Source organism: Kribbella sp. NPDC054772 (assembly GCF_053611945.1).
The window spans coordinates 141,208-160,903 of record NZ_JBSHBJ010000001.1 but is presented as its reverse complement, the minus strand read 5'-3'; the positions used below and the strand labels follow the sequence as shown (position 1 = coordinate 160,903).

Here is a 19,696-nt window from a genome sequence, read left to right as displayed (position 1 = left end):
TGTGAGGAAGATCGTTCTCGATCCCCGGCGGACCGTTGTGTTCGCCGGGGATTCGGTCACCGACTGCGGACGCCGTACCGACCCGAACGGGCTCGGGGACGGCTACGTCCGCAACCTGTACGACGATCTCGGCGAACGCCGGCCGACGATCGTCAACGCCGGCATCAGTGGCAACCGGGCGGCCGACCTGGCCGCGCGGTGGTCGACCGATGTGCTGGCCCACGACCCGGCGCTGGTGTCGATCCTGATCGGGATCAACGACGTCTGGCGGCGGTACGACGAGAACGACCCGACGACCCCGGAGTCCTTCGAGGCGTCGTACCGGGTCCTGCTCGACTCACTGTCCTGCCCGGTGGTGCTGATGGAGCCGTTCCTGCTGCCGGTGAAGGACGGACAGGACACCTGGCGCGAGGATCTCGACCCGAAGCTCGAGGTGGTCCGGAAACTCGCCGTCGAGTACGGCGCGCTCCTGGTGCCGACCGATGTCGAGCTGACCAAGCAGGCCGCCTCCGTCGGGCCGGCGGCGCTCGCCGGCGACGGCGTGCACCCGTCCGCGACCGGACACCGTGCCCTCGCCGATCTGTGGCGACGGTACGTCCTGAACGACTGACGGCATCGCTCCCCCTGCACCGTGGGGAGTTCTGCCGTTCCACTAAACCGGTTCATCTCCCTGGAGCCAGACGTGACATCACTCAAGACCCTCGACCTGACCACCGCCGGCGGTGCCGCCTGGACCGTGCACGCGGTCGAGGGCCCGGTGCCCGACGGCCTGGTCGGCCGGACGATCGCCGCGACCGTTCCGGGTGAGGTGCACACCGACCTGCTCGCGGCGGGCGAGATCCCGGATCCCTTCGACGGTGACAACGAGTCGAAGCTGCACTGGATCGGCCGCACCCGCTGGAGTTTCCGGAACACGTTTTCGTGGGTTGCTGACGGCAACGACCGGCAGGAGCTGGTCGCCGAGGGTCTGGACACGGTCGCCACGGTGACGCTGAACGGCCGGGAGCTCGGCCGGACGGCGAACCAGCACCGCTCGTACCGCTTCGACGTCACCGGCATCCTGGTCGACGACGACAACGAACTGGTGATCGAGTTCGAGGGTCCGGTCGCGGCGGCCGAGGCGGAGCGGGCGAAGGTCGGCAGCTGGCCGCACACCAACCTGCACCCGTACAACGAGCTCCGCAAGATGGCCTCGAACTTCGGCTGGGACTGGGGTCCGGACGTCGCGACCGCAGGCATCTGGCGACCGATGCGGATCGAGTCCTGGTCCGGCGTCCGGATCTCCTCGGTCCGCCCGCTGGCCGGCGCCGACGGCGTACTGAACACCCATGTCTCGCTGGCCTGGAGCGACACCGCCAACGAGTACGCGACCGTCACGGTGGAGGTCGGCGGCACAACGCAGACCGCGTCCGTGAAGCCCGGCTGGGACACCGTTGTCCTCACCAACACTGTCACCGGTGCGGACCTCTGGTGGCCGCGCGGTCATGGCGAGCAGCCCTTGTACGACGTGGTGGTGAAGCTGACCGACGAGGAGTGGACCGGGCGCGTCGGCTTCCGGACCATCACCACGAACGTTGCCCCGGACACCGATGGCTCGCCGTTCGTGCTGTCGGTGAACGGCAAGCCGATCTACGTCCGCGGCGCGAACTGGATCCCCGACGACGCGTTCGTGACCCGACTGAACGCCGACACCTACCGGACCAGCATCCAGGACGCCATCGACGCCGGGATGAACCTGCTGCGCGTGTGGGGCGGCGGGATCTACGAGAGCGAAGACTTCTACGACATCTGCGACGAGCTCGGAATCCTGGTCTGGCAGGACTTCCTGTTCGCCTGCGCGGCGTACTCCGAGGAGGAGCACCTCTGGAACGAGGTCGAGGCCGAGGCACGGGAGGCCGTCACGCGGTTGAGCAAGCACGCCAGCCTCGCGGTCTGGAACGGCAACAACGAGAACATCTGGGGGTACGTCGAGTGGAGCTGGCGGGTCCCGCTGGCCGGACGGCCGTGGGGTGCCGGGTACTACCTCGAGCTGTTGCCGAAGATCGTCGCCGAGCTCGACCCGCGGACGCCGTACTCCGCCGGTAGCCCGTACTCCTACGACCAGTTCATCCACCCGAACGACGAGCGGCACGGGACGATGCACATCTGGGACGTCTGGAACCAGGTGGACTACACGACGTACCGCAAGTACAAGCCGCGGTTCGTGTCGGAGTTCGGGTTCCAGGGGCCGCCGGCCTGGTCGACGTTGACGTCGGTCGTGCACGACGAGCCACTCGACCCGTACGGCCGGCAGATGCTCGTGCACCAGAAGGCGTTCGAGGGCAACCTCAAGCTGGAGCGTGGACTCGGTGAGCACCTGCCGCTCTGGAAGACCATCGACGACTGGCACTGGACGACGCAGCTGAACCAGGCCCGCGCTGTTGCCTACGGCATCGAGCACTTCCGCAGCCTGTTCCCGCTGAACACCGGCGCCGTCGTGTGGCAGCTGAACGACAACTGGCCGGTGGTTTCCTGGGCCGCCGTGGACGGGCACGGGATCCGCAAGCCTCTGTGGTTCGCCCTCAAGCAGGTGTACGCCGACCGGCTGCTGACCGTCCAGCCTCGGGAAGACGACCTTGTCGTTGTCGCTCACAACGACACGGACGAGGCGTGGTCGACCGAGATCACCGTGACACGGCGCTCGACCGGCAAGGGTGGTGAGGTGCTCGCCCGCGAGACGTTCGCGGTGGAGATCGCGGCTCGCTCGGCCGTCGTCAACGGGCTTCCCGAGTCGGTCGCGGTGCCCACGAAGGAGTCGTCCGAGTACCTCGAGGTACGGGCGGCCGACGGCACGACGGCGGACTGGTACTTCGTCGAGGACACCGCGCTGCAGCTCGCGGACGACGCCTACTCGGCCACCGTTGCACCGACCGACAGCGGGTACGACGTGACCGTGACGGCGACCGCGCTGGCCAAGGACCTCGCGCTGTTCCCGGACCGGCTGGACGCGGCGGCGCGGGTGGACTCGGGTCTGGTGACCCTGTCCGCCGGCGAGAGCCACACGTTCCACGTCACCGGCGCGGCAGCACCCGAGCAGGTCGACGTACCGGTCCTGCGCTCGGCGAACGACCTGGTCAACTGAACTCCCAACGACGCGGCGGGACCCACGATTTCAGGGTCCCGCCCAGACCGTAGAGTGGGCGGCGTGACCTGGGGGAAGTGTGTTGCGGTTGGCGCCCTGGCGCTGACGCTTGTGGCGTGTAGTGACAGCACACCGACGGCTGGAGTGGTCACCGAGACTCCGCAGACACGTGCGCCCGCGGCTCCGGTGCGTACGGTCCGGCCCACGCTGGCTCCGGTGCAGGCCAAACCCGGTGCCTCTAGCAACGCGACGGTGATGCCCGTGCTGGACCATGGGCCGCGGGACAAGAAGCAGGTCGCGTTGACGTTCGACGCCGACCTGACCGCCTTGATGCGGCGGCGCCTGGTGGCCGGGACGGTGAAGTCGTACTACAACAAGGCGCTGATCGACGAGCTGCGCACGCTGCACGTGCCGGCGACGATGTTCCTGACCGGGATGTGGATGGAGCAGTACCCGCAGATCACCAAGGAGCTGGCGAACGACCCGCTGTTCGAGCTGGGGACGCACACCTACGACCACCGCGGTTTCACCAAGCACTGCTACACGCTGGGCACGGTGCCGAAGCAGGACATGCTGGCCGACGTACGGCGGGCCATCGTCGACCTGGACAAGCTGGCTCCGCATGCGACCAGGTGGTTCCGTTTCCCGGGCGGGTGCTACGACGCGACCGCGCTGCACGAGCTGGCGCCTGCTGGTGTCACTGCGGTCGGGCTGGACGTTCCTGGTGCGGACGGGTTCGCCAAGTCAGCGCAGCCGGTCATCAAGCAGGTACTCGACCACGTGCAGAACGGGTCGATCGTCGTACTCCACATGCACGGCGGCGACAACGCGCCGTACACCGCTCAGGCAGTCGGCCCGATCGTCCGTGAACTACGCGCCCGCGGCTACCAGCTGGTCACGGTGACCCAGCTGGTCAGTCGACATTGACAGCGACGTACTTGATCTCCAGGTACTCGTCGATTCCCACGCTGCCGCCCTCGCGGCCGAGGCCGGACTGTTTCACGCCGCCGAACGGCGCGGCCGGGTTGGACACGATGCCCTGGTTGAGCCCGATCATCCCGGCCTCGAGCCGCTCGGACACCCGCAGCGCCCGGCTCACGTCCTGGGTGAACAGGTAGGACACCAGCCCGAACTCGGTGTCGTTCGCCATCCGCACCGCCTCGTCCTCGGTCTCGAACGCGGTTAGTGGCGCCACCGGCCCGAAGATCTCCTCCTTCTGCAACCGCGCGGTCGCCGGTACGTCGGCCAGCACCGTCGGCTGGTAGAAGTACCCGTTGCCCTCGGCAATCGCACCACCGGTCAGCGGCCGAGCGCCGCGCGCGATCGCGTCCGCGACCAGGTCCGCCACCTTGTCCCGCTGCTTGCCGTCGATCAGCGGCCCGACGTCGACGCCGTCCTCGGTACCGCGGCCGACCTTGAGCGCCGCCATCCGCGCGGTCAGCCGGGACGCGAACTCGTCCATCACCGAGGAGTGCACGTAGATCCGGTTGGCCGACGTACAGGCCTCGCCGCCGTTGCGCATCTTGGCCAGCATCGCGCCGTCGACCGCCTTGTCCAGGTCGGCGTCCTCGAAGACCAGCAGCGGGGCGTTGCCGCCGAGCTCCATGCTGGTCCGCAGCACCTGCTCCGCGGCCTGCTCGATCAGCCGCCGGCCGACCGGAGTGGACCCGGTGAAGGAGAGCTTGCGGGCCCGCCCGTCGCGGATCAGCGGCTCCATCACGCCGCCGGCGTCCTGCGTGGTGACCACGTTCAGCACACCGGCGGGGAGACCGGCCTCGGTCATAAGCTCGGCCAACTTGAGCATCGACAACGGCGTCTGGGCGGCCGGCTTGATCACCATCGTGCAGCCGGCCGCGACCGCCGGACCGATCTTCCGCGCACCCATCGCCGCCGGGAAATTCCACGGCGTGATCAGCAGGCACGGCCCGACCGGCTGCCGCATCACCAGGAACCGGCCGGACCCGTTCGGCGCGATCTGGTACCCGCCGTCGATCCGCACCGCTTCCTCGGCGAACCAGCGGAAGAACTCGGCCGCGTAGGCGATCTCGCCCTTGGACTCGGCGACCGGCTTGCCCATCTCCAGCGTCATCAGCAGCGCGAGGTCGTCGGCCCGCTCGGTCATCAGCTCATAGGTACGGCGGAGGATCTCGCCACGTTCCCGCGGCGCGGTCGCTGCCCAGTCGGCCTGCGCCGCGACGGCCGCGTCCAGCGCCGCCATGCCGTCCGCCGGACTCGCATCGGCCACGTCGCAGAGCGTCGTACCGGTGGCTGGGTCCTCGACGGCGAGGGTCCTGCCGCCCTCGGCGGCGACCCACTTGCCGCCGATGAACAGCTCGGTCGGACAAGCCTCGACGACGTCCCGCTCGCGTCCCATAACGCTGCCTCTCACTAGTCGGCAAGCCCAGAGTAGGCGGTGGTGGCCGCGGGCAGGCCACTTGCAGCCATTGCAGCTTTTACAGCCATCGCCGCAATCCCCGGCGCGGGACCTGACCGAGATACTGGAGGTCTGCATCTGCCGCCGGTAGAGACCCTGCAGGGACCGCTGTCTCCAGCATCCATGTCACGTGAGGCACAGGCGCCAGCGGTTGGGTCCGGCACGGACCGGCGGCAGATGCGGCGCTGGGCGCGAAGCCCGTCCGACTGCCCTACGAGATTGCCCTACGAGATTGCCCTGTGCGATTGCCCTGCGAGACTGAGGTGTGGGGACCGGCCCGATTCCGGGCAGGGGTGCGTGTGCTGGAACATCCGGTGCCTGATGGGTGATAGTTGTCGACTCACGCACCGGTACCCGCCAATCGGTGTGACCATGGACGGTATTTATGAACGCTCGCTATCTATACTGGGTGAGTGGCAGGCAAGGGGTCGGACATGAGCAAGGGAACGGTCGGCGGCGGCGGTACGACGATGCTGCGGCGGATCAATGTCGCCTCGGTCCTGGATGCGGTCCGTCGGTCCGCGCCCGCACCGTTGCGCGTCGCCGAGCTGGTCGAGCGGACCGGTCTGGCCAGGCCGACGGTCGCGCAGGCCGTTGACGAGCTACTCGACGCTGGCTGGCTGCAGCAGCACGGGCCGGACTCCGCGGACCGGTCACTCGGCCGCCCCGCCATCCGCGTCTCGCTGCGCGGCCGTGCGGCGCCGGTGCTCGGGCTGGACGTCGGCCCGCACCGGGTCACCGTCGGCGTCTCCGACCTGGCCGGCCGCAAGCTGTCCCTGGTACGCCGCTCCGGCCCCGGCTGGACCGCACAGGAGCTGCTCGGTGTCATCGGTGAGGTGATCAACGAGGCGCTCGCCGAGGCAGAGGTACCAGCCGAAGACGTCGCGGCCGTGGTCGCCGCGAGCCCGGGCATCGTCGACGAGCACACCGGTCGGGTCCAGCTCGTCCCGAGTGTGCCCGGCTGGTCGGCGATCGACCTGATCAAGCATGTCCGCGGCCTGCTCGACTGCCCGGTGATGCTGGACAACGACGCCAACCTGGCCGCGCTGGCGATCGCCGCCGCCCGGGGTGGCACTGGCACGCTGCTGGCCGTCCAGTGGGGTGAGCGTCTCGGCGCCGGCATCGTCATCGACGGCCGACTGCACCGCGGCACCGGTGCGGCTGGTGAGATCGGGTTCATCGCCACTGGCCCCGACGACGTAATCAACCCCGAGGACAGCCGCGGCCCGTTGGAGCGTGCGGTTGGCTCAGAGGCGATCGCGGCGCTTGGACGTCAGGCTGCGCTCGACAACCCCGAGTCACGGCTGGCCGAGCTCGGTGGCGATCAGCTGGACACTGCGGACGTCTTCGCCGCCGCCGCGGAGCGTGACCCGGTCGCGCAGGCCGTCGTACAGCAGGTCGCTGGATCGTTCGCGCGGGCTCTGGCGCCGTCGATCCTGGTGCTGGACCCCACGGCCGTCGTCATCGGCGGTGGCGTTGCGCGCGCGGGCGCCGTACTGCTGGACGCCATTTCGGACCAGCTCCGGCTTCTGACGCTCAACCACCCGAAGCTGGAGCTCTCCGCGCTGGCCGAGGACGCGGTCGTCACCGGTGCGATGCGGATGGCTCTCGACGAGGTCTGGCAGCGCAAGCTCCCGACGCCGGCGATGACCAGCACCACGTCCTGACCAGCACTACTTGGCCAGGGCCGGACCCTTCACCACTTTCACACCGGCCGCACCGCACCAGCAGGTGTAGGTGAGTTCGTACAGCACCTGACCCGCCAGGTCGATCCGGCGATCCAGGCCGGTGACCATGCTCATCGGCAGCAGCGTGCGCCGGTCACACACCGAGCAGGTGACGACGATCATCGCCGGTGCCAGCGGTAGGCGCGGTCGACGTACAGGCGCCAGATCAGTCGCCAGTGGGTCCGGGCGTCATCGAGGAACCATCTCCACCACAGGCTGCGGCTTATCACTATGCGATCACTCATTGTGCACTTCCACTACGGAAGATACTGCCACGACTGTTTCAGTAGTGAGCGTACGGCACCCCGGTCCGTCAGTGGAAGGGGTTATCCGCGGCGGACCGCGGTGGCGATGGCGTCGGGGCGGTCCAGGTGCACGAGGTGCGCGGAGTCCCGCAGTACCTCTACCGTTCCACCGAGTGCGTCCGCGAGGCGTTGCTGACCGGCGAGCCAGCGGTCGGCGGTGAAGCGCGAGCTACCGCCCGTGGCGACCAGCAGCGTGGCCGGAGCGACGTGAGCGACCGGACCGGTGATCAGCTTCGCCAACTCGGCCGCCAGCTCCCAGCTACTCGCCAGCTCGTCCCAGAACAGCAACCAGGACGTCTTCGCGCCGTACCGGGCCTGTGCCGTCGTTTTCGACAGCAGGTCGTGATTGGACCGGCTCCCGAGCCGCACGCTCAGCCGCCTGATCGCCGGACCGATCAGCTGCGGTACGCCGACGCGCCCGAGGAACCGCACGACCGCGCGGATCGCCCGGTCACCCCGCGTTCCCGGGTACAACTCCCGCCAGCCCGTCTCCGACGTCAGACTGCTGTCGACCAGGACCAGACGGCTCACTTCGAGCGGCCGAGTCAGCGCCCAGCGCAGTACGGCCAGCCCACCGATCGAATGACCGACCAGTCCGATCTCCGCGTCAGCAGGTACGTCGGCAGCCGCGCGCAGCACGTCGACGTCCGAGGTGACCGGCGTACTCCACGGATCGATGACACGGATGTCGTGATCCGGCAACAGCTCGACGACCCGGGCGAACTCCTCAGGAGTCTCGGCCAGGCCGGGCACCACGATCCATGTCACGGTCATCGAGAGAAAGCCTGCCTCAGCCCCGGTAGCACTGTCGCCAACATTAAGCAGACGAGCAAAACCGACACCCGCTGCAGAATGCCCGGCGCATCCAGCTCGTCACCCAGGAGAACATCACGCCCGGTCTGCAGCCCCAGCCACGTCTGCGTCACCGCGACCGCCCCCGCGAGTACGGCGACCACCTTGCTCCACGTACCGCCCCAGCCGCAGCGCCGAATCACCAGCACCGCGAAGACCCCCATGGCGATGCTGCCGACGCCTGCGAGCGTCGAGGTCACTTCGTGCAGCACGAGCGCCACACCGGTCTGGCCGTTCGCCTCCGCGGCCCGACACGCCGCGCTGGTCGATGGCGCGCAGTCCATCGGTGAGAACGAGTCGAACAGCGTGCCGAGCCCGAACACCGCCGTACTGATCAGGAGACCGCTCAGCTGCCACTGTGCTCGTCCAGCCGGCCACGCCAGCACGACAGAGACCAGCAGGAGCACACCGGTCGTGAGGTCCATCCCCCGCGCGTACAGGCTGGTCGACTGGTCTCTCGCGCCCAGTTCGCTGAGGAACGAGTCGTGAACGCCAAGCGGGAAACCGGCCGCCGCCTCCAGCAACAGACTGCAGTAGAGCACGCCGGCGGCAAGCATGAGGTTGCGGAGCAGGCGGTACGGGACGGCGGCCATGCAGGCAGCGTGGCATGACAACCGACCCGTTGACTGTGGCGTCAGCTGTAGTGTCAGGGTAGTGCTAGGTCGACCGACCTCTCAGCGAACTAATGGGATGATCGGCTGGTGCGGTCGGAACAAACAGCAGTGATCCCCGTCTGGCAGCAACGCGCCGCGGTGTGGGTAGGCCGCGTCGTCGTACTCGCCTCGGTGTGGTCGTTCCTTGCCATTCCACTGCATGTTCCGGCGCCGCTGTTCGTCAAGCACGTCGACATGGTGTTCGACTTCATCGGGATCCCGGCCGGGCACACGATCTTCTCCGCGGTGTACCTCGCGGTGGTCGGCAGCGCCCTGCTGCGGGGCAAGCGGGCCGCCCTGCTCTGGGTGTTGTGGGTGTTCGAAGGGCTCTGGCTGTTCGGCCTGACCGGGTACATCGCGTTCAGCTCCGTGCGGCTGAGCAGCCCGAAGAGCACCGAGTGGCTGGCCGACCTGGACCGCACCACCGTGGCGGACCTCGAGTGGGCGATCGTCCAGTGGGTCGTGGTCGCCGGCCTGATCGTGCTGCTGTGGAAGATCCGTGGCGCCTTCCCGGCGCGGCTCGCACCCGGTACCCGCCGGCTCGCCATCGGCGCGCTGGTGGCCGGCATGCTGATCTCGATCGCGGTCAGCATCACGCTGACGCAGATCTTCCCGAAGACGCTGACCGGTCAGCGGCAGAAGATCGGCTGGGCCGTGATCGCCGCGCTCGGCCAGTCCCGGAGCAAGATGGGCGGCCACGACGGCCACGGCTGGATCGGCCTCAGCGTCGGCGCGATCTCGGCCGCATCGCTGGTGGTCGCGTTCTGGATCTTCCTCCGCTCCGTCCAGCGGGTCCGGTACCTGACCCAGCCCGAGGAGCTCGAAGTACGCCGGTTGCTGCTGCTGCACGGCGAACGCGACTCCCTCGGGTACTTCGCCACTCGCCGCGACAAGGCGGTGGTGTTCGCCCCGGACAACAATGCCGCGATCGCGTACCGGGTGGTGAACGGCGTCAGCCTGGCCAGTGGTGATCCGCTCGGCGACCCGGTGGCCTGGCCCGGGGCCATCCAGCAATGGCTCGCGGAGGCCCGGCTCTACGGCTGGTCGCCGGCCGTGATCTCGGCCAGCGAGGAGGCCGCCGAGGCGTACGTCGAGGCGGGTCTGCGCGCGTTGTCGATGGGCGACGAGGCGATCATCGACGTCGCCGACTTCACCCTCGAGGGCCGCACGATGCGACCGGTGCGCCAGGCGGTGACCCGGGTCCAGCGGGCCGGCTACCACGCCGAGGTCGTGCGGCACGGAGACCTGTCCCCCGAGGCGCTGGCGCAGTACGTGCAACTCGCGGAGAAGTGGCGTGGCGCGCGGACCGAGCGCGGGTTCTCGATGGCGCTCGGCCGGCTCGGCGATCCGGCCGACGCCCGGTGCGTGATGGTGATCGCGCGGGACGCCGACGGCGCCGTCCGCGGCCTGCTGTCGTTCGTGCCGTGGGGTGTGCGCGGCGTCTCGCTGGACCTGATGCGGCGCGATCCCGAGTCCGTGAACGGCCTGATGGAGTTCATGGTGACGTCGCTGATCGACGCCGGCGGCGATCTCGGCATCCACCGGATCTCGCTGAACTTCGCGATGTTCCGGGAGATCTTCAGCGACGCCGAGCGGGTCGGCGCCGGGCCGGTGCTGCGGATGACGAACGCGTTGCTGACCGCGGCCTCGCGCTTCTGGCAGCTGGAGAGTCTGTACCAGTCGAACGAGAAGTATCTGCCGCGCTGGTCACCCCGACTGATGTGTTACTCGCGTGGAGCATCGCTGGCCCACGTGGCGCTGGCAGCCGGTACGGCGGAGGGCTTCCTGCCGGCACCGCGCCCGTGGACCCGCGTCGACGTCGCGGTGACTGCCGAGCGGCACGCGATCATCTCGGCGGACGGGCGCGCGTTCGCGACCGCCGTCCGCGAGCAGGAGGAAGAGCTGCTGCGGCCCGCGTTGCCGACCCGGAAACTGACCGAGCAGGAGCAGATCCGACGTACCAAACTCGCAGAGCTCGTTGCCGCGGGCATCGACCCGTACCCGGTGAGCGTGCCGCTCACGGAGACGCTGGAGCGGGTGCGGGAGCTCTACCCGAACCTCCCGCCGGACCACCACACCGGCCACACCGTGTCCGTGACCGGCCGGGTGATGCGGATGCGCAACCACGGACGTCTCGCGTTCGCGCAGTTGCAGGACGGCCTCACCCAGCTGCAGGTGATGCTGTCGGCGGACAGCTGCGGCGACGTACCGCTGGAGCAGTGGCGGCGGCTGGTCGACATCGGCGACCACGTGAGTGTGACCGGTGAGGTCGTGACGAGCCGTCGCGGCGAGCTGTCGATCGCGACCACGTCGTGGACGATGGCGGCGAAGTGCCTGCACCCGTTGCCGGACAAGCGGAAGGGCTTCACCGACCCCGAGGCCCGGGTCCGGCAGCGGCACATCGACCTCGTGACGAACCCGGACTCGCTGCGGATGATGCAGCAGCGCAGCGCCGCCGTCCGGGCACTGCGCAACGGGTTCGACACCCGCGGGTTCATCGAGGTGGAGACGCCGATGCTGCAGGCGGTGCACGGTGGCGCGAACGCGCGGCCGTTCCTCACGCACATCAACGCCTACGACACCGACCTGTTCCTGCGGATCGCGCCGGAGCTGTTCCTGAAGCGGCTCAGCGTCGGCGGCATGGGCAAGATCTACGAACTGAACCGGAACTTCCGCAACGAGGGCGCCGACGCGACCCACAACCCGGAGTTCACCTCGGTCGAGGCCTACCAGCCGTACGCCGACTACCACGTGATGCGCGAGCTCACCCGCGAACTGCTGATCGAGGCTGCGACCGCGGTACACGGCAAGCCGGTGGTACGCCGCGACGGTGAGGAGATCGACATCTCGGGCGAGTGGCCGGTGATCACCGTCCACGACGCGGTCGGCCGCGCCGCCGGTACGGCGATCGACCCGGACACGCCCTTCGAGCGGCTCCGCGAGCTCTGCGCGGAGCACGGCGTCCACACGACCTTCGAGATGTCCGCCGGTGAACTGGTGCTGGAGCTGTACGACGAACTCGTCGAGCCGAACACCACGCTCCCGACGTTCTACACCGACTTCCCGCTCGAGACGTCACCGCTGACCCGCACGCACCGCTCCGAACCACGGCTCGCCGAACGCTGGGACCTGGTCGCCTTCGGTGCCGAGATCGGGACGGCGTACTCCGAGCTGGTCGACCCGGTCGAGCAGCGCCGGCGGCTCACCGAGCAGTCGCTGAAGGCCGCGGCCGGCGACCCCGAGGCGATGTCGCTCGACGAGGACTTCCTGTCCGCGCTCGAGTACGCGATGCCGCCGACCGGCGGTCTGGGGGTCGGCGTGGACCGGGTGATGATGATGCTCACCGGGCAGAACATCCGCAGCACGCTGGCGTTCCCGTTCGTGAGGCCCGCCCCGCGGGACTGACCCGCCGCGATGACATACCCTTGGCAGCTCACGGGTTGGGGAACCCAGGGGGTGGGGATGAAGTGCTGGGTTGTGCTGTGCGCAGGGATCGGGCTGCTGGCGGGGTGCGGTGCGAAGCCGGACACTCCGTCGATCCCGTCTGCCCCGGCGTCCAGTAGCGCGGTGCCGGCGCCGGCACAGTCGGTCTCGGCGGCGGCGCCCTTGGGCCTGGGCGCGTACCAGGCCGAGCTGACGCGGATCGATCAGGTGTTGTCGGAACCGGCGCGGAAACTGACCCGCGTACGGACGGCCGAGGGGCTGGCCGAGGCGATGAGCACGCTGGCCGAGTCGCTCAACACGATCGACGTCCGATTGGCCGCGCTCTCGGTGACGTCGCGCCTGAGCGCCGTACACGAGCTGCTGAAGGAGCGGGTCGGGGTGGCGGCGCTGCGGCTGACGAGCACCGAGGCGAGGTCCGAGGAGGACGCGCGGTGCGGTGGCGTCGCGTTCACCTCGCAGAAGATGCAGCGTCAGCTGCGGACCGATCTCGACGCGGCGCTCGCCCAGCTGGAACGCCTCAAGTTGACCTTCGGTGCGACGTTGCCCGACCCAGGTCCCGCGCCCGCATCGGTCCGCCCGGACAGCGGTGACGTACTGCTCCGCCGGGGTTCCAACGGGCTGGGCCAGCTCAAGATCACCAACGGTACGGCGAAGGACGTCGCGGTCTCGATCGTCGGCGACGGTCAACCGCCGGGACAACCCCAGGTGATGGTCTACGTCCGGGCGAAGCAGAGCACGACCGTGAACCGGATCGGCGGCGCGTACCACCTCTACTACAAGAGCGGCGCGGACTGGGACCTGGACCACCAGAAGTTCCAGTCGGACTGCTCGTTCACCAAGTTCGACCAGACGTTCGGCCGCAACCAGGGCTGGAAGGTCAACCTGCAGCCGATGACCGGCGGCAACGCCGACACGACCGAGGTCGAGGCCTACTAGAGCCCGAGCTTGTCGAGCAGCGAGCCCAGGAGCCCACCCAGGCCGTGAGGCTTGTCAGGGTCGTCCGGCGGTGTCGTCGGGGTGCTCGGCGTGGTGGTGGTCGGCGGCGGCTCGGTGGGCGTGGCCGTCGTGGTCGGCCGTCCGCTGGGGGTGACGGTCGGGGTTGCCGGCGGCGGCACGACAGGCCGGTCGGTGGGCGGGCGATCGGTCACCACCGGGATCGTCGGCCCGGTGGTCTCGACGATCTGCGGCGTCGGCGTACCCGTCGGGTACGGCGTCCCGGTCGGGTACGGCGTCATCGGGCGATCGACCGGCTCTCCCGGCTTCGTTGCGGTCGGCAACGTCGTGGGCCCGGTGGTCACACCCGGCGTCGGGGCGGGAGTGGTGGCCGGTGCCGTCGTGGTCCTACGGATGCCGATCGGGAGGTTCTGGGTCGGCTGGCCGGGCTGTGGACCGGCGATCGGCACCGTCGGCTTCGGGCCACCACCGGGCAGGCCGACGAAGACCAGCACCAGGTAGCCGAGCAGCAGAACGCCGGCGCCGGTGGCGGCCTGGCGGAGCCGCCGCGCGTGCTGCCAGGGCGGGCGGCGGGAAGCCGTGGCAGACATCGGTCTCACAAGTCCGGAAGGGTATCGGCTCGTGGACCGATTGAAACAGCCCCTGGAAGAAATTCCCCGCCGAAGTGAAATCATTAGTCAGGTGAATACAGCATTACGCGAGGGTAGGAATGCACTGCGTTAGCTGATTGCTCAGGACAACGCCTGCAGCCCGATCACCGACAACAGCCGGAGCTTCTCCGCGGCCTCGGTGTTCGGCGCCGCCGTGTACACCACGATCCGCAGATCGCTGCCCGGTACGGCGAGAACGTCGCAATCGATGCCGAAGTCACCGATCTCGGGATGCCGGATGGTCTTCCGTTCGGACCGGTGGAAACCGACGACCGGCCGGTCCCACAGTCCCGCGAACTCGTCGTCACCGGCCCGCAGTTCGTCGATCAGCGCCTTCAGGTCCGGGTCGTGCGGATAGCGGGCGAGCGCCGCACGCAAATCCGTTACCATTGCGTTCCGGAATTCTCGTCGCTGTTCCGGAGTTTGGACAATTCGGTCGCCCGGTGCCGCGAAATGCCGATAGATGATGTTCCGTTCGCGCCCGTGCCACGGCGACGGGTCGCCGATCACCGCCGCGAACAGCGGGTTCCAGGTGATGATCGTCCAGGCCGCGTCACACACGCACAGCGGCGCGCCCTCGAGCTGGTCCACGATGCGCTGCACCCCCGGTGGGATGTACGCCGAGATCCGGCCGGGCGTCGGCTCGACCTCGCCCGCGAGCACGAACAGATGGTTGCGCTCGGCATCGGACAGCCGGAGCGCCCGGGCCAGCGCGGTCAGCACCTGCACGGACGGCGAGTCCGACCGGCCCTGCTCGAGCCGGACGATGTAGTCCACCGACAGCCCGGCCAGCTGCGCCAGTTCCTCGCGCCGGAGCCCCGGAGCGCGCCGATTCCCGCCGGCCGGCAGGCCGACCTGCTCCGGCGTCACCCGATCGCGCCAGGCGTGCAGCGTTCTCCCGAGCTCACCCATACCTGCCAGTATTCCGCGTCCGCCGTGTCCCAGCCTGGTACTGCCATTCCCTAGGACATCGTGGGTACTACCTGGTCGACCACCGCGGCGAGAGGGTGAACCCATGACCACGACACTCATCACCGGGGCCAACCGAGGCCTCGGCTACGAAACGGCCCGCCAGTTGGTCGAGGCCGGACACACCGTGTACATCGGCGCCCGGGACCCGCAGCGCGGCAAGCAGGCGGCGAGCGATCTGGGCGCGCACTACCTGCCGCTCGACGTCACCAGCGACGAATCGGTCGACGCGGCCGCGGAACAGCTCGACGCGCTCGACGTACTGATCAACAACGCCGGCATTCCGGGGCCGCGCAAGGAGGCGCGCGACCTGACCGCCGCGGACCTCCACCAGGTGTTCGACCTGAACGTGTACGGACCGGTTCGGATGCTCCGCCGGTTCCTGCCGTTGCTCGAGCGCAGCGCCAACCCGGCGGTCGTCAACGTGTCGAGCGGGCTGGGTTCGATCGCCACGGCGGTGGACCCGGCGGCGCACACCGGCGCCGTACCGGTGTGGGTCCCGGCTCCGGCGTACGGCGCGTCGAAGGCGGCGCTGAACATGCTGACGGTCCAGTACGCGAAGCAGCTGCCGAACCTGCGGATCAACACCGTCGACCCCGGGTACACCGCGACCGACTTCAACGGACGCAGCGGTTACCAGACCGTCGAGGAAGGCGCCGAGATCATCGTGCGGCTGGCGACGATCGACCAGGACGGCCCGACCGCGGAGTACCTGAGCATCCACGGCACCGTTCCGTGGTGATCAACACTCGATGACGTTGACGGCGAGGCCGCCGCGCGAGGTCTCCTTGTACTTGATCTTCATGTCGGCGCCGGTCTCGCGCATCGTCTTGATCACCTTGTCCAGGGTGACCACATGGACGCCGTCGCCGTGCATCGCCATCCGGGCCGCGTTGATCGCCTTCACCGACGCCATCGCGTTCCGCTCGATGCACGGGATCTGGACCAGGCCGCCGACCGGGTCGCAGGTCAGGCCGAGGTTGTGCTCCATCGCGATCTCGGCGGCGTTCTCGACCTGCTGCGGCGTCCCGCCGAGGACCTCGCAGAGGCCGGCCGCCGCCATCGAGCAGGCCGAGCCGACCTCGCCCTGACAGCCGACCTCGGCGCCGGAGATCGACGCGTTCTCCTTGTACAGCACGCCGATCGCGCCGGCGGCCAGCAGGAACCGCACCGCGCCGTCGTCGGTCGACCCCGGCACGAACCGCCGGTAGTAGTGCAGTACGGCAGGAATGATGCCGGCGGCACCGTTCGTCGGGGCGGTGACGATGCGGCCGCCGGACGCGTTCTGCTCGTTGACCGCCAGCGCGAACAGGTTCACCCAGTCCATCACCTTCAACGGATCGACGGACCAGGGGTCGGCACTCAGCCGGCGGTGCAGGGAGTGTGCGCGGCGCGGCACCTTCAGCCCGCCGGGCAGGATGCCCTCGGTCTCGCAGCCCTCACGGACACAGTCCTGCATGACCTGCCAGATGTGCAGCAGGCCGTCGCGGATCTCGTCCTCGGTGCGCCAGGCGAGCTCGTTCGCGAGCATCACCTCGCTGATCGTCAGCTGCGACTCCCGGCACCGGTCGAGCAACTCCGCGCCGGTGGTGAACGGGTACTTCAGCGGGGTGGTGTCCGGGACGATCCGGTCCCCGGCCGCGGCGGTCTCGTCGACCACGAAGCCACCACCGACCGAGTAGTAGGTGCGCTCCCGCAGTACGGCGCCGGTGGTGTCCCGGGCGACGAACATCATCCCGTTCGGGTGGTACGGCAGGGCCTTGCGGCGGTGCATCACCAGGTCGGTGTTCTCGTCGAACGCGATCTCGTGGGTCCCGGCCAGCAGGATCCGGCCGCGCTCGTGAATGGTCTCGACGCGGGCGTCGACCGAATGCGTGACGACGGTCTCCGGGTCGGCACCCTCGAGACCGAGCAGGACGGCCTTGTTGCTGCCGTGGCCGTGCCCGGTGGCGCCGAGCGAGCCGAACAGCTGCGCCTCGACGGTCGTCGTCGCGGCCAGCAGACCGTCGGCGGCGAGGCCGAGCGCGAACGTGCGGGCCGCTCGCATCGGTCCCACGGTGTGGGAACTCGACGGGCCGATCCCGATACTGAACAGGTCGAAGACGCTGATCGCCATTGTGTGGAGGTCCCTTCCGGTCGTCGTTGACCGAGTGGTGTCCTCCCCGCTCTGTCAGGCTGATGCCCTCCAGAGGTGCCTCGCCCGTACGGTGAAGGTGCCTGAGAGATTCTTGGGGAGAGTTGCTCCTACGGCGCCCGGATCAGGTCCGGGTCTCTCCCGCACGGGTTCATGCGGCTGTTGAGTTAGCTTCCGCTGTGGACGGTACGGCGGTCTCACGCCCGGCGTCAATCCGGCCCGTGCGCACTGCCCAGAGCTCGAAGAACCAGGTGAACAGCGGCGGAACACTGGCGGCAAGCGCGGCCAGCGTGACCGGCCAGGACCAGCGCAACGGGCCGCGGACCGCGAGCACGGTGATCACGTAGGCGACGAAGATGCCGCCGTGGATCGGGCCGAAGATCTTGACCCCGATCTCGTTGTCGGACAGCACGTACTTGAACAGCATCCCGATCAGCAGTCCGGTCCACGAGAGCGCCTCGGCGATCGCCACGACCCGGAACCACTGCGCATGTTTGGTACTCATCAATGCCCGACCCTAACAAGCCCCCCAAGCCGGGTTCGGGGTCCTGCGGGGCTGCTCCCCGATGCCGCAAGCAAGCGATTGCCGAAGGATCGTCGGCATGGTTCTCATCCAACGCGCCGTCATCGGCGCTGCACTCTTCGGCGTCGCGGCCGCCGGACTGCCAACACTGACAACACTGCCCGCAACCGCCGCACCACCGAGCACGGTGCAGTGGTCCGACTGCAAACCCGAGGGTAAGGACGATCCCGCCGCAGTGCAGGGCTCGCAGTGCGCGACGCTCCAGTTGCCGGTCGACTGGCGAAACCCCGGCGGTCCGACGTTCGACTTCGCGATCGCCCGCCGTACGGCGAAGGCGCCCGGCGAGCGCGTCGGCGTCCTGGTGTTCGGGCCGGGTGGTCCCGGCGACTCCGGCGTCGACCGGATCAAGACCGGGATCAGCCGGTTCAGCACCGACCTGCAGGACCGCTTCGACATCGTCAGCTTCGACCCGCGCGGCGTGGCCCGCAGCAACCCGGTGAAGTGCTCGGCGGACCTCGTCGCGAAGCAACCCTCGCCGATCGTCAAGAGCGCGGCCGAGTTCAGTACGACGCTCACGTACAACCGCCAGCTCGCCACGGACTGTCGTGAACACACCGGCCCGGTCTACGACCACCTGGACACCTGGCAGACGGTCCGCGACGTGGACGCGGTCCGCCGGGCGCTCGGCGAGTCCACGATCTCGTTCCACGGCAGCTCGTACGGCACGTTGCTCGGAGGGCAGTACGCCGAGACGTACCCGGACCGCGTGCGCGCGATGGTGCTGGAGAGCACGATCGACCACGCCACGGCCACGACCCGAGGATTCATCGACGACCAGGCCGCCGCGGCGCAGGACTCGTTCGACGAGTTCGTGAAGTGGTGCGACGCGACAACGAGCTGTGCACTGCACGGTCGCGACGTCCGCGCGCTGTGGGCCGACCTGCTCGCCAAGTCGGCTGATCCGTTCAAGCTCAGCTACTCCGTGTTCAAGTTGCTGTACGCGCCGCAGTGGTCCGCGCTCGCCGACACGCTCGCCGCCGGTGCGCCCGCGAAGACAGCCGCCGCGACCGGGCTCACGTCGTACCCGCTGGCGGTGTTCTGTCAGGACTGGAACCTGCCGGTGCGCGACTATCGCGAGTACGCCGCCCACCTGCAGCGGGTCGCGCGGAACAACCCGGACATGCGCTACCCGGGTCCGCTGATGGCCGTGTCGATCTGTCTCGGCGCACCGCCCGCGAACAACCCGCAGCACAACCTGAAGGTCCGTGGCCTCAAGACACCGGTGCTGGTCGCGAACGCGATCCACGACCCGGCGACCGGCTACCCCTGGGCCCAGAGCGTCACGCGCCAGCTCGGCCGGTACGGCGTTCTGCTGACCTACGAGGGCTGGGGACACGGCAGCTACTCGAAGAGTCCGTGCATGCAGGGCACGATCGACGACTACCTGATCTCCCGGGAGGTACCGACGCGCGGCAGCACCTGTGCCGCCGTACCGCCGGCGGGGTGACGAGCCGGCGTCAGACCGGAACGCCGATCACGTCGAGGACGCGGTCCAGGTGGTCGCCGCGGACCAGTCGGCCCGCGAGCAGCCGGAGCTCGGCGCAGGCGGTCTCCAGCGCCTGCGCCTGGGTCCGGCAGTTGTCGACGTACCAGAACGGATCGTCCGGTTGCGGATCGTCGGCGTCGTCGATGTCGGCGTACCAGTGCCGGTGTCCGCAGTGCACCACTCGGACTCGAAGATTCATGCTGACTGCTCCCCGTACCCGGGGTTCCTGAGTACCCCGTGGTCCCCAGTCGGGGCCGAGGGGGGGGGGGGCGGGGGGGGGGGGCCCCCCCCCGCCCCGCGCCCGGCCCCGGGGGCGCCGCCCCCCCCCGGTAGAAAGTGGGGGCGGGGGGGGGGGTTTTTTGTGGTGTGGGGTGATTTTTGTTT

General features: G+C 69.1%; 17 protein-coding genes and 1 riboswitch. Of the genes, 8 read left to right on the top strand and 9 right to left on the bottom strand.

What is annotated here, in order from left to right; all coding sequences use genetic code 11:
- The first annotated feature begins 1 nt into the window (after nt 1).
- The 3 genes from ACWGID_RS00840 (at nt 2) to ACWGID_RS00830 (ending at nt 4,048) form a co-directional block, all read left to right on the top strand.
- Complete coding sequence (locus ACWGID_RS00840; protein ID WP_452193130.1) at nt 2-610, top strand: SGNH/GDSL hydrolase family protein; 609 nt, start codon at nt 2-4, stop codon at nt 608-610.
- A 72-nt stretch (nt 611-682) separates the two neighbouring features.
- Nucleotides 683-3,121 (top strand): glycoside hydrolase family 2 protein, encoded by a 2,439-nt coding sequence (locus ACWGID_RS00835; protein ID WP_452193128.1) that lies wholly within the window; start codon nt 683-685, stop codon nt 3,119-3,121.
- A 255-nt stretch (nt 3,122-3,376) separates the two neighbouring features.
- Complete coding sequence (locus tag ACWGID_RS00830) at nt 3,377-4,048, top strand: polysaccharide deacetylase family protein (protein ID WP_452193793.1); 672 nt, start codon at nt 3,377-3,379, stop codon at nt 4,046-4,048.
- On the opposite strand, the gene ACWGID_RS00825 is transcribed toward ACWGID_RS00830, so the two are convergent.
- The gene (locus ACWGID_RS00825) at nt 4,035-5,495 is read right to left on the bottom strand and encodes an NAD-dependent succinate-semialdehyde dehydrogenase (protein WP_452193126.1); all 1,461 of its coding nucleotides are present in this window, start codon (nt 5,493-5,495) and stop codon (nt 4,035-4,037) included. The two genes, ACWGID_RS00830 and ACWGID_RS00825, sit on opposite strands and share 14 nt — an antisense overlap.
- A gap of 494 nt (nt 5,496-5,989) precedes the next feature.
- Between ACWGID_RS00825 and ACWGID_RS00820 the strand changes: the two genes are divergently transcribed.
- Nucleotides 5,990-7,222: an ROK family transcriptional regulator gene (locus ACWGID_RS00820; RefSeq protein ID WP_452193124.1), complete on the top strand. Its 1,233-nt coding sequence runs from the start codon at nt 5,990-5,992 to the stop codon at nt 7,220-7,222.
- A gap of 6 nt (nt 7,223-7,228) precedes the next feature.
- Here the strand turns inward: ACWGID_RS00820 and ACWGID_RS00815 are convergent, their stop codons facing one another.
- The 3 genes from ACWGID_RS00815 to ACWGID_RS00805 form a co-directional block, all read right to left on the bottom strand.
- Nucleotides 7,229-7,405, bottom strand: coding sequence for a hypothetical protein (locus tag ACWGID_RS00815; RefSeq protein WP_452193122.1), 177 nt, complete (start codon nt 7,403-7,405; stop codon nt 7,229-7,231).
- A 203-nt stretch (nt 7,406-7,608) separates the two neighbouring features.
- Nucleotides 7,609-8,361: an alpha/beta fold hydrolase gene (locus ACWGID_RS00810; protein ID WP_452193120.1), complete on the bottom strand. Its 753-nt coding sequence runs from the start codon at nt 8,359-8,361 to the stop codon at nt 7,609-7,611.
- Nucleotides 8,358-9,032 carry a DUF998 domain-containing protein gene (locus ACWGID_RS00805; RefSeq protein ID WP_452193118.1) on the bottom strand — a complete coding sequence of 225 codons (675 nt, stop codon included), beginning with the start codon at nt 9,030-9,032 and terminating at the stop codon, nt 8,358-8,360. Before ACWGID_RS00805 ends, ACWGID_RS00810 begins: the two co-directional genes overlap by 4 nt.
- A 108-nt stretch (nt 9,033-9,140) precedes the next feature.
- On the opposite strand from ACWGID_RS00805, the gene lysX reads away from it, so the two are divergent.
- Together lysX and ACWGID_RS00795 are read left to right on the top strand one after the other, a co-directional pair.
- Entirely contained in the window at nt 9,141-12,497 is a 3,357-nt protein-coding gene (lysX, locus tag ACWGID_RS00800) for a bifunctional lysylphosphatidylglycerol synthetase/lysine--tRNA ligase LysX (protein ID WP_452193116.1), read from the top strand.
- Nucleotides 12,498-12,554: 57 nt separating this feature from the next.
- Nucleotides 12,555-13,472 (top strand): hypothetical protein, encoded by a 918-nt coding sequence (locus tag ACWGID_RS00795; protein ID WP_452193114.1) that lies wholly within the window; start codon nt 12,555-12,557, stop codon nt 13,470-13,472.
- Here ACWGID_RS00795 and ACWGID_RS00790 read toward each other — a convergent pair.
- Nucleotides 13,469-14,080, bottom strand: coding sequence for a hypothetical protein (locus ACWGID_RS00790; protein ID WP_452193113.1), 612 nt, complete (start codon nt 14,078-14,080; stop codon nt 13,469-13,471). The two genes, ACWGID_RS00795 and ACWGID_RS00790, sit on opposite strands and share 4 nt — an antisense overlap.
- A 141-nt stretch (nt 14,081-14,221) precedes the next feature.
- Nucleotides 14,222-15,052 (bottom strand): helix-turn-helix transcriptional regulator, encoded by an 831-nt coding sequence (locus ACWGID_RS00785; protein WP_452193111.1) that lies wholly within the window; start codon nt 15,050-15,052, stop codon nt 14,222-14,224.
- A 103-nt stretch (nt 15,053-15,155) separates the two neighbouring features.
- Between ACWGID_RS00785 and ACWGID_RS00780 the strand changes: the two genes are divergently transcribed.
- Nucleotides 15,156-15,851: an SDR family NAD(P)-dependent oxidoreductase gene (locus tag ACWGID_RS00780; RefSeq protein ID WP_452193109.1), complete on the top strand. Its 696-nt coding sequence runs from the start codon at nt 15,156-15,158 to the stop codon at nt 15,849-15,851.
- Here the strand turns inward: ACWGID_RS00780 and ACWGID_RS00775 are convergent, their stop codons facing one another.
- Nucleotides 15,852-17,225: an L-serine ammonia-lyase gene (locus ACWGID_RS00775; RefSeq protein ID WP_452193108.1), complete on the bottom strand. Its 1,374-nt coding sequence runs from the start codon at nt 17,223-17,225 to the stop codon at nt 15,852-15,854. It abuts the gene before it with no gap.
- 79 nt (nt 17,226-17,304) lie between these two features.
- Nucleotides 17,305-17,397, bottom strand: a riboswitch (glycine riboswitch).
- Nucleotides 17,395-17,748: a DUF3817 domain-containing protein gene (locus ACWGID_RS00770; protein WP_452193106.1), complete on the bottom strand. Its 354-nt coding sequence runs from the start codon at nt 17,746-17,748 to the stop codon at nt 17,395-17,397. (Overlaps the previous riboswitch by 3 nt.)
- A 97-nt stretch (nt 17,749-17,845) precedes the next feature.
- Between ACWGID_RS00770 and ACWGID_RS00765 the strand changes: the two genes are divergently transcribed.
- Nucleotides 17,846-19,273, top strand: coding sequence for an alpha/beta fold hydrolase (locus ACWGID_RS00765; protein WP_452193104.1), 1,428 nt, complete (start codon nt 17,846-17,848; stop codon nt 19,271-19,273).
- A 10-nt stretch (nt 19,274-19,283) separates the two neighbouring features.
- On the opposite strand, the gene ACWGID_RS00760 is transcribed toward ACWGID_RS00765, so the two are convergent.
- Nucleotides 19,284-19,511: a hypothetical protein gene (locus ACWGID_RS00760; protein WP_452193102.1), complete on the bottom strand. Its 228-nt coding sequence runs from the start codon at nt 19,509-19,511 to the stop codon at nt 19,284-19,286.
- Between the last annotated feature and the right edge of the window lie 185 nt (nt 19,512-19,696).

Bases quoted from the DNA above. Each gene is read 5' to 3' on its own strand.
- ACWGID_RS00810 (WP_452193120.1), bottom strand. From the start codon at position 8,361: ATGACCGTGACATGGATCGTGGTGCCCGGCCTGGCCGAGACTCCTGAG.
- ACWGID_RS00795 (WP_452193114.1), top strand. From the start codon at position 12,555: ATGAAGTGCTGGGTTGTGCTGTGCGCAGGGATCGGGCTGCTGGCGGGG.
- ACWGID_RS00820 (WP_452193124.1), top strand. From the start codon at position 5,990: ATGAGCAAGGGAACGGTCGGCGGCGGCGGTACGACGATGCTGCGGCGG.
- ACWGID_RS00825 (WP_452193126.1), bottom strand. From the start codon at position 5,495: ATGGGACGCGAGCGGGACGTCGTCGAGGCTTGTCCGACCGAGCTGTTC.
- ACWGID_RS00780 (WP_452193109.1), top strand. From the start codon at position 15,156: ATGACCACGACACTCATCACCGGGGCCAACCGAGGCCTCGGCTACGAA.
- ACWGID_RS00770 (WP_452193106.1), bottom strand. From the start codon at position 17,748: ATGAGTACCAAACATGCGCAGTGGTTCCGGGTCGTGGCGATCGCCGAG.
- ACWGID_RS00790 (WP_452193113.1), bottom strand. From the start codon at position 14,080: ATGTCTGCCACGGCTTCCCGCCGCCCGCCCTGGCAGCACGCGCGGCGG.
- ACWGID_RS00815 (WP_452193122.1), bottom strand. From the start codon at position 7,405: ATGATCGTCGTCACCTGCTCGGTGTGTGACCGGCGCACGCTGCTGCCG.
- ACWGID_RS00765 (WP_452193104.1), top strand. From the start codon at position 17,846: ATGGTTCTCATCCAACGCGCCGTCATCGGCGCTGCACTCTTCGGCGTC.
- ACWGID_RS00805 (WP_452193118.1), bottom strand. From the start codon at position 9,032: ATGGCCGCCGTCCCGTACCGCCTGCTCCGCAACCTCATGCTTGCCGCC.
- ACWGID_RS00830 (WP_452193793.1), top strand. From the start codon at position 3,377: ATGCCCGTGCTGGACCATGGGCCGCGGGACAAGAAGCAGGTCGCGTTG.
- ACWGID_RS00785 (WP_452193111.1), bottom strand. From the start codon at position 15,052: ATGGGTGAGCTCGGGAGAACGCTGCACGCCTGGCGCGATCGGGTGACG.
- ACWGID_RS00775 (WP_452193108.1), bottom strand. From the start codon at position 17,225: ATGGCGATCAGCGTCTTCGACCTGTTCAGTATCGGGATCGGCCCGTCG.
- ACWGID_RS00760 (WP_452193102.1), bottom strand. From the start codon at position 19,511: ATGAATCTTCGAGTCCGAGTGGTGCACTGCGGACACCGGCACTGGTAC.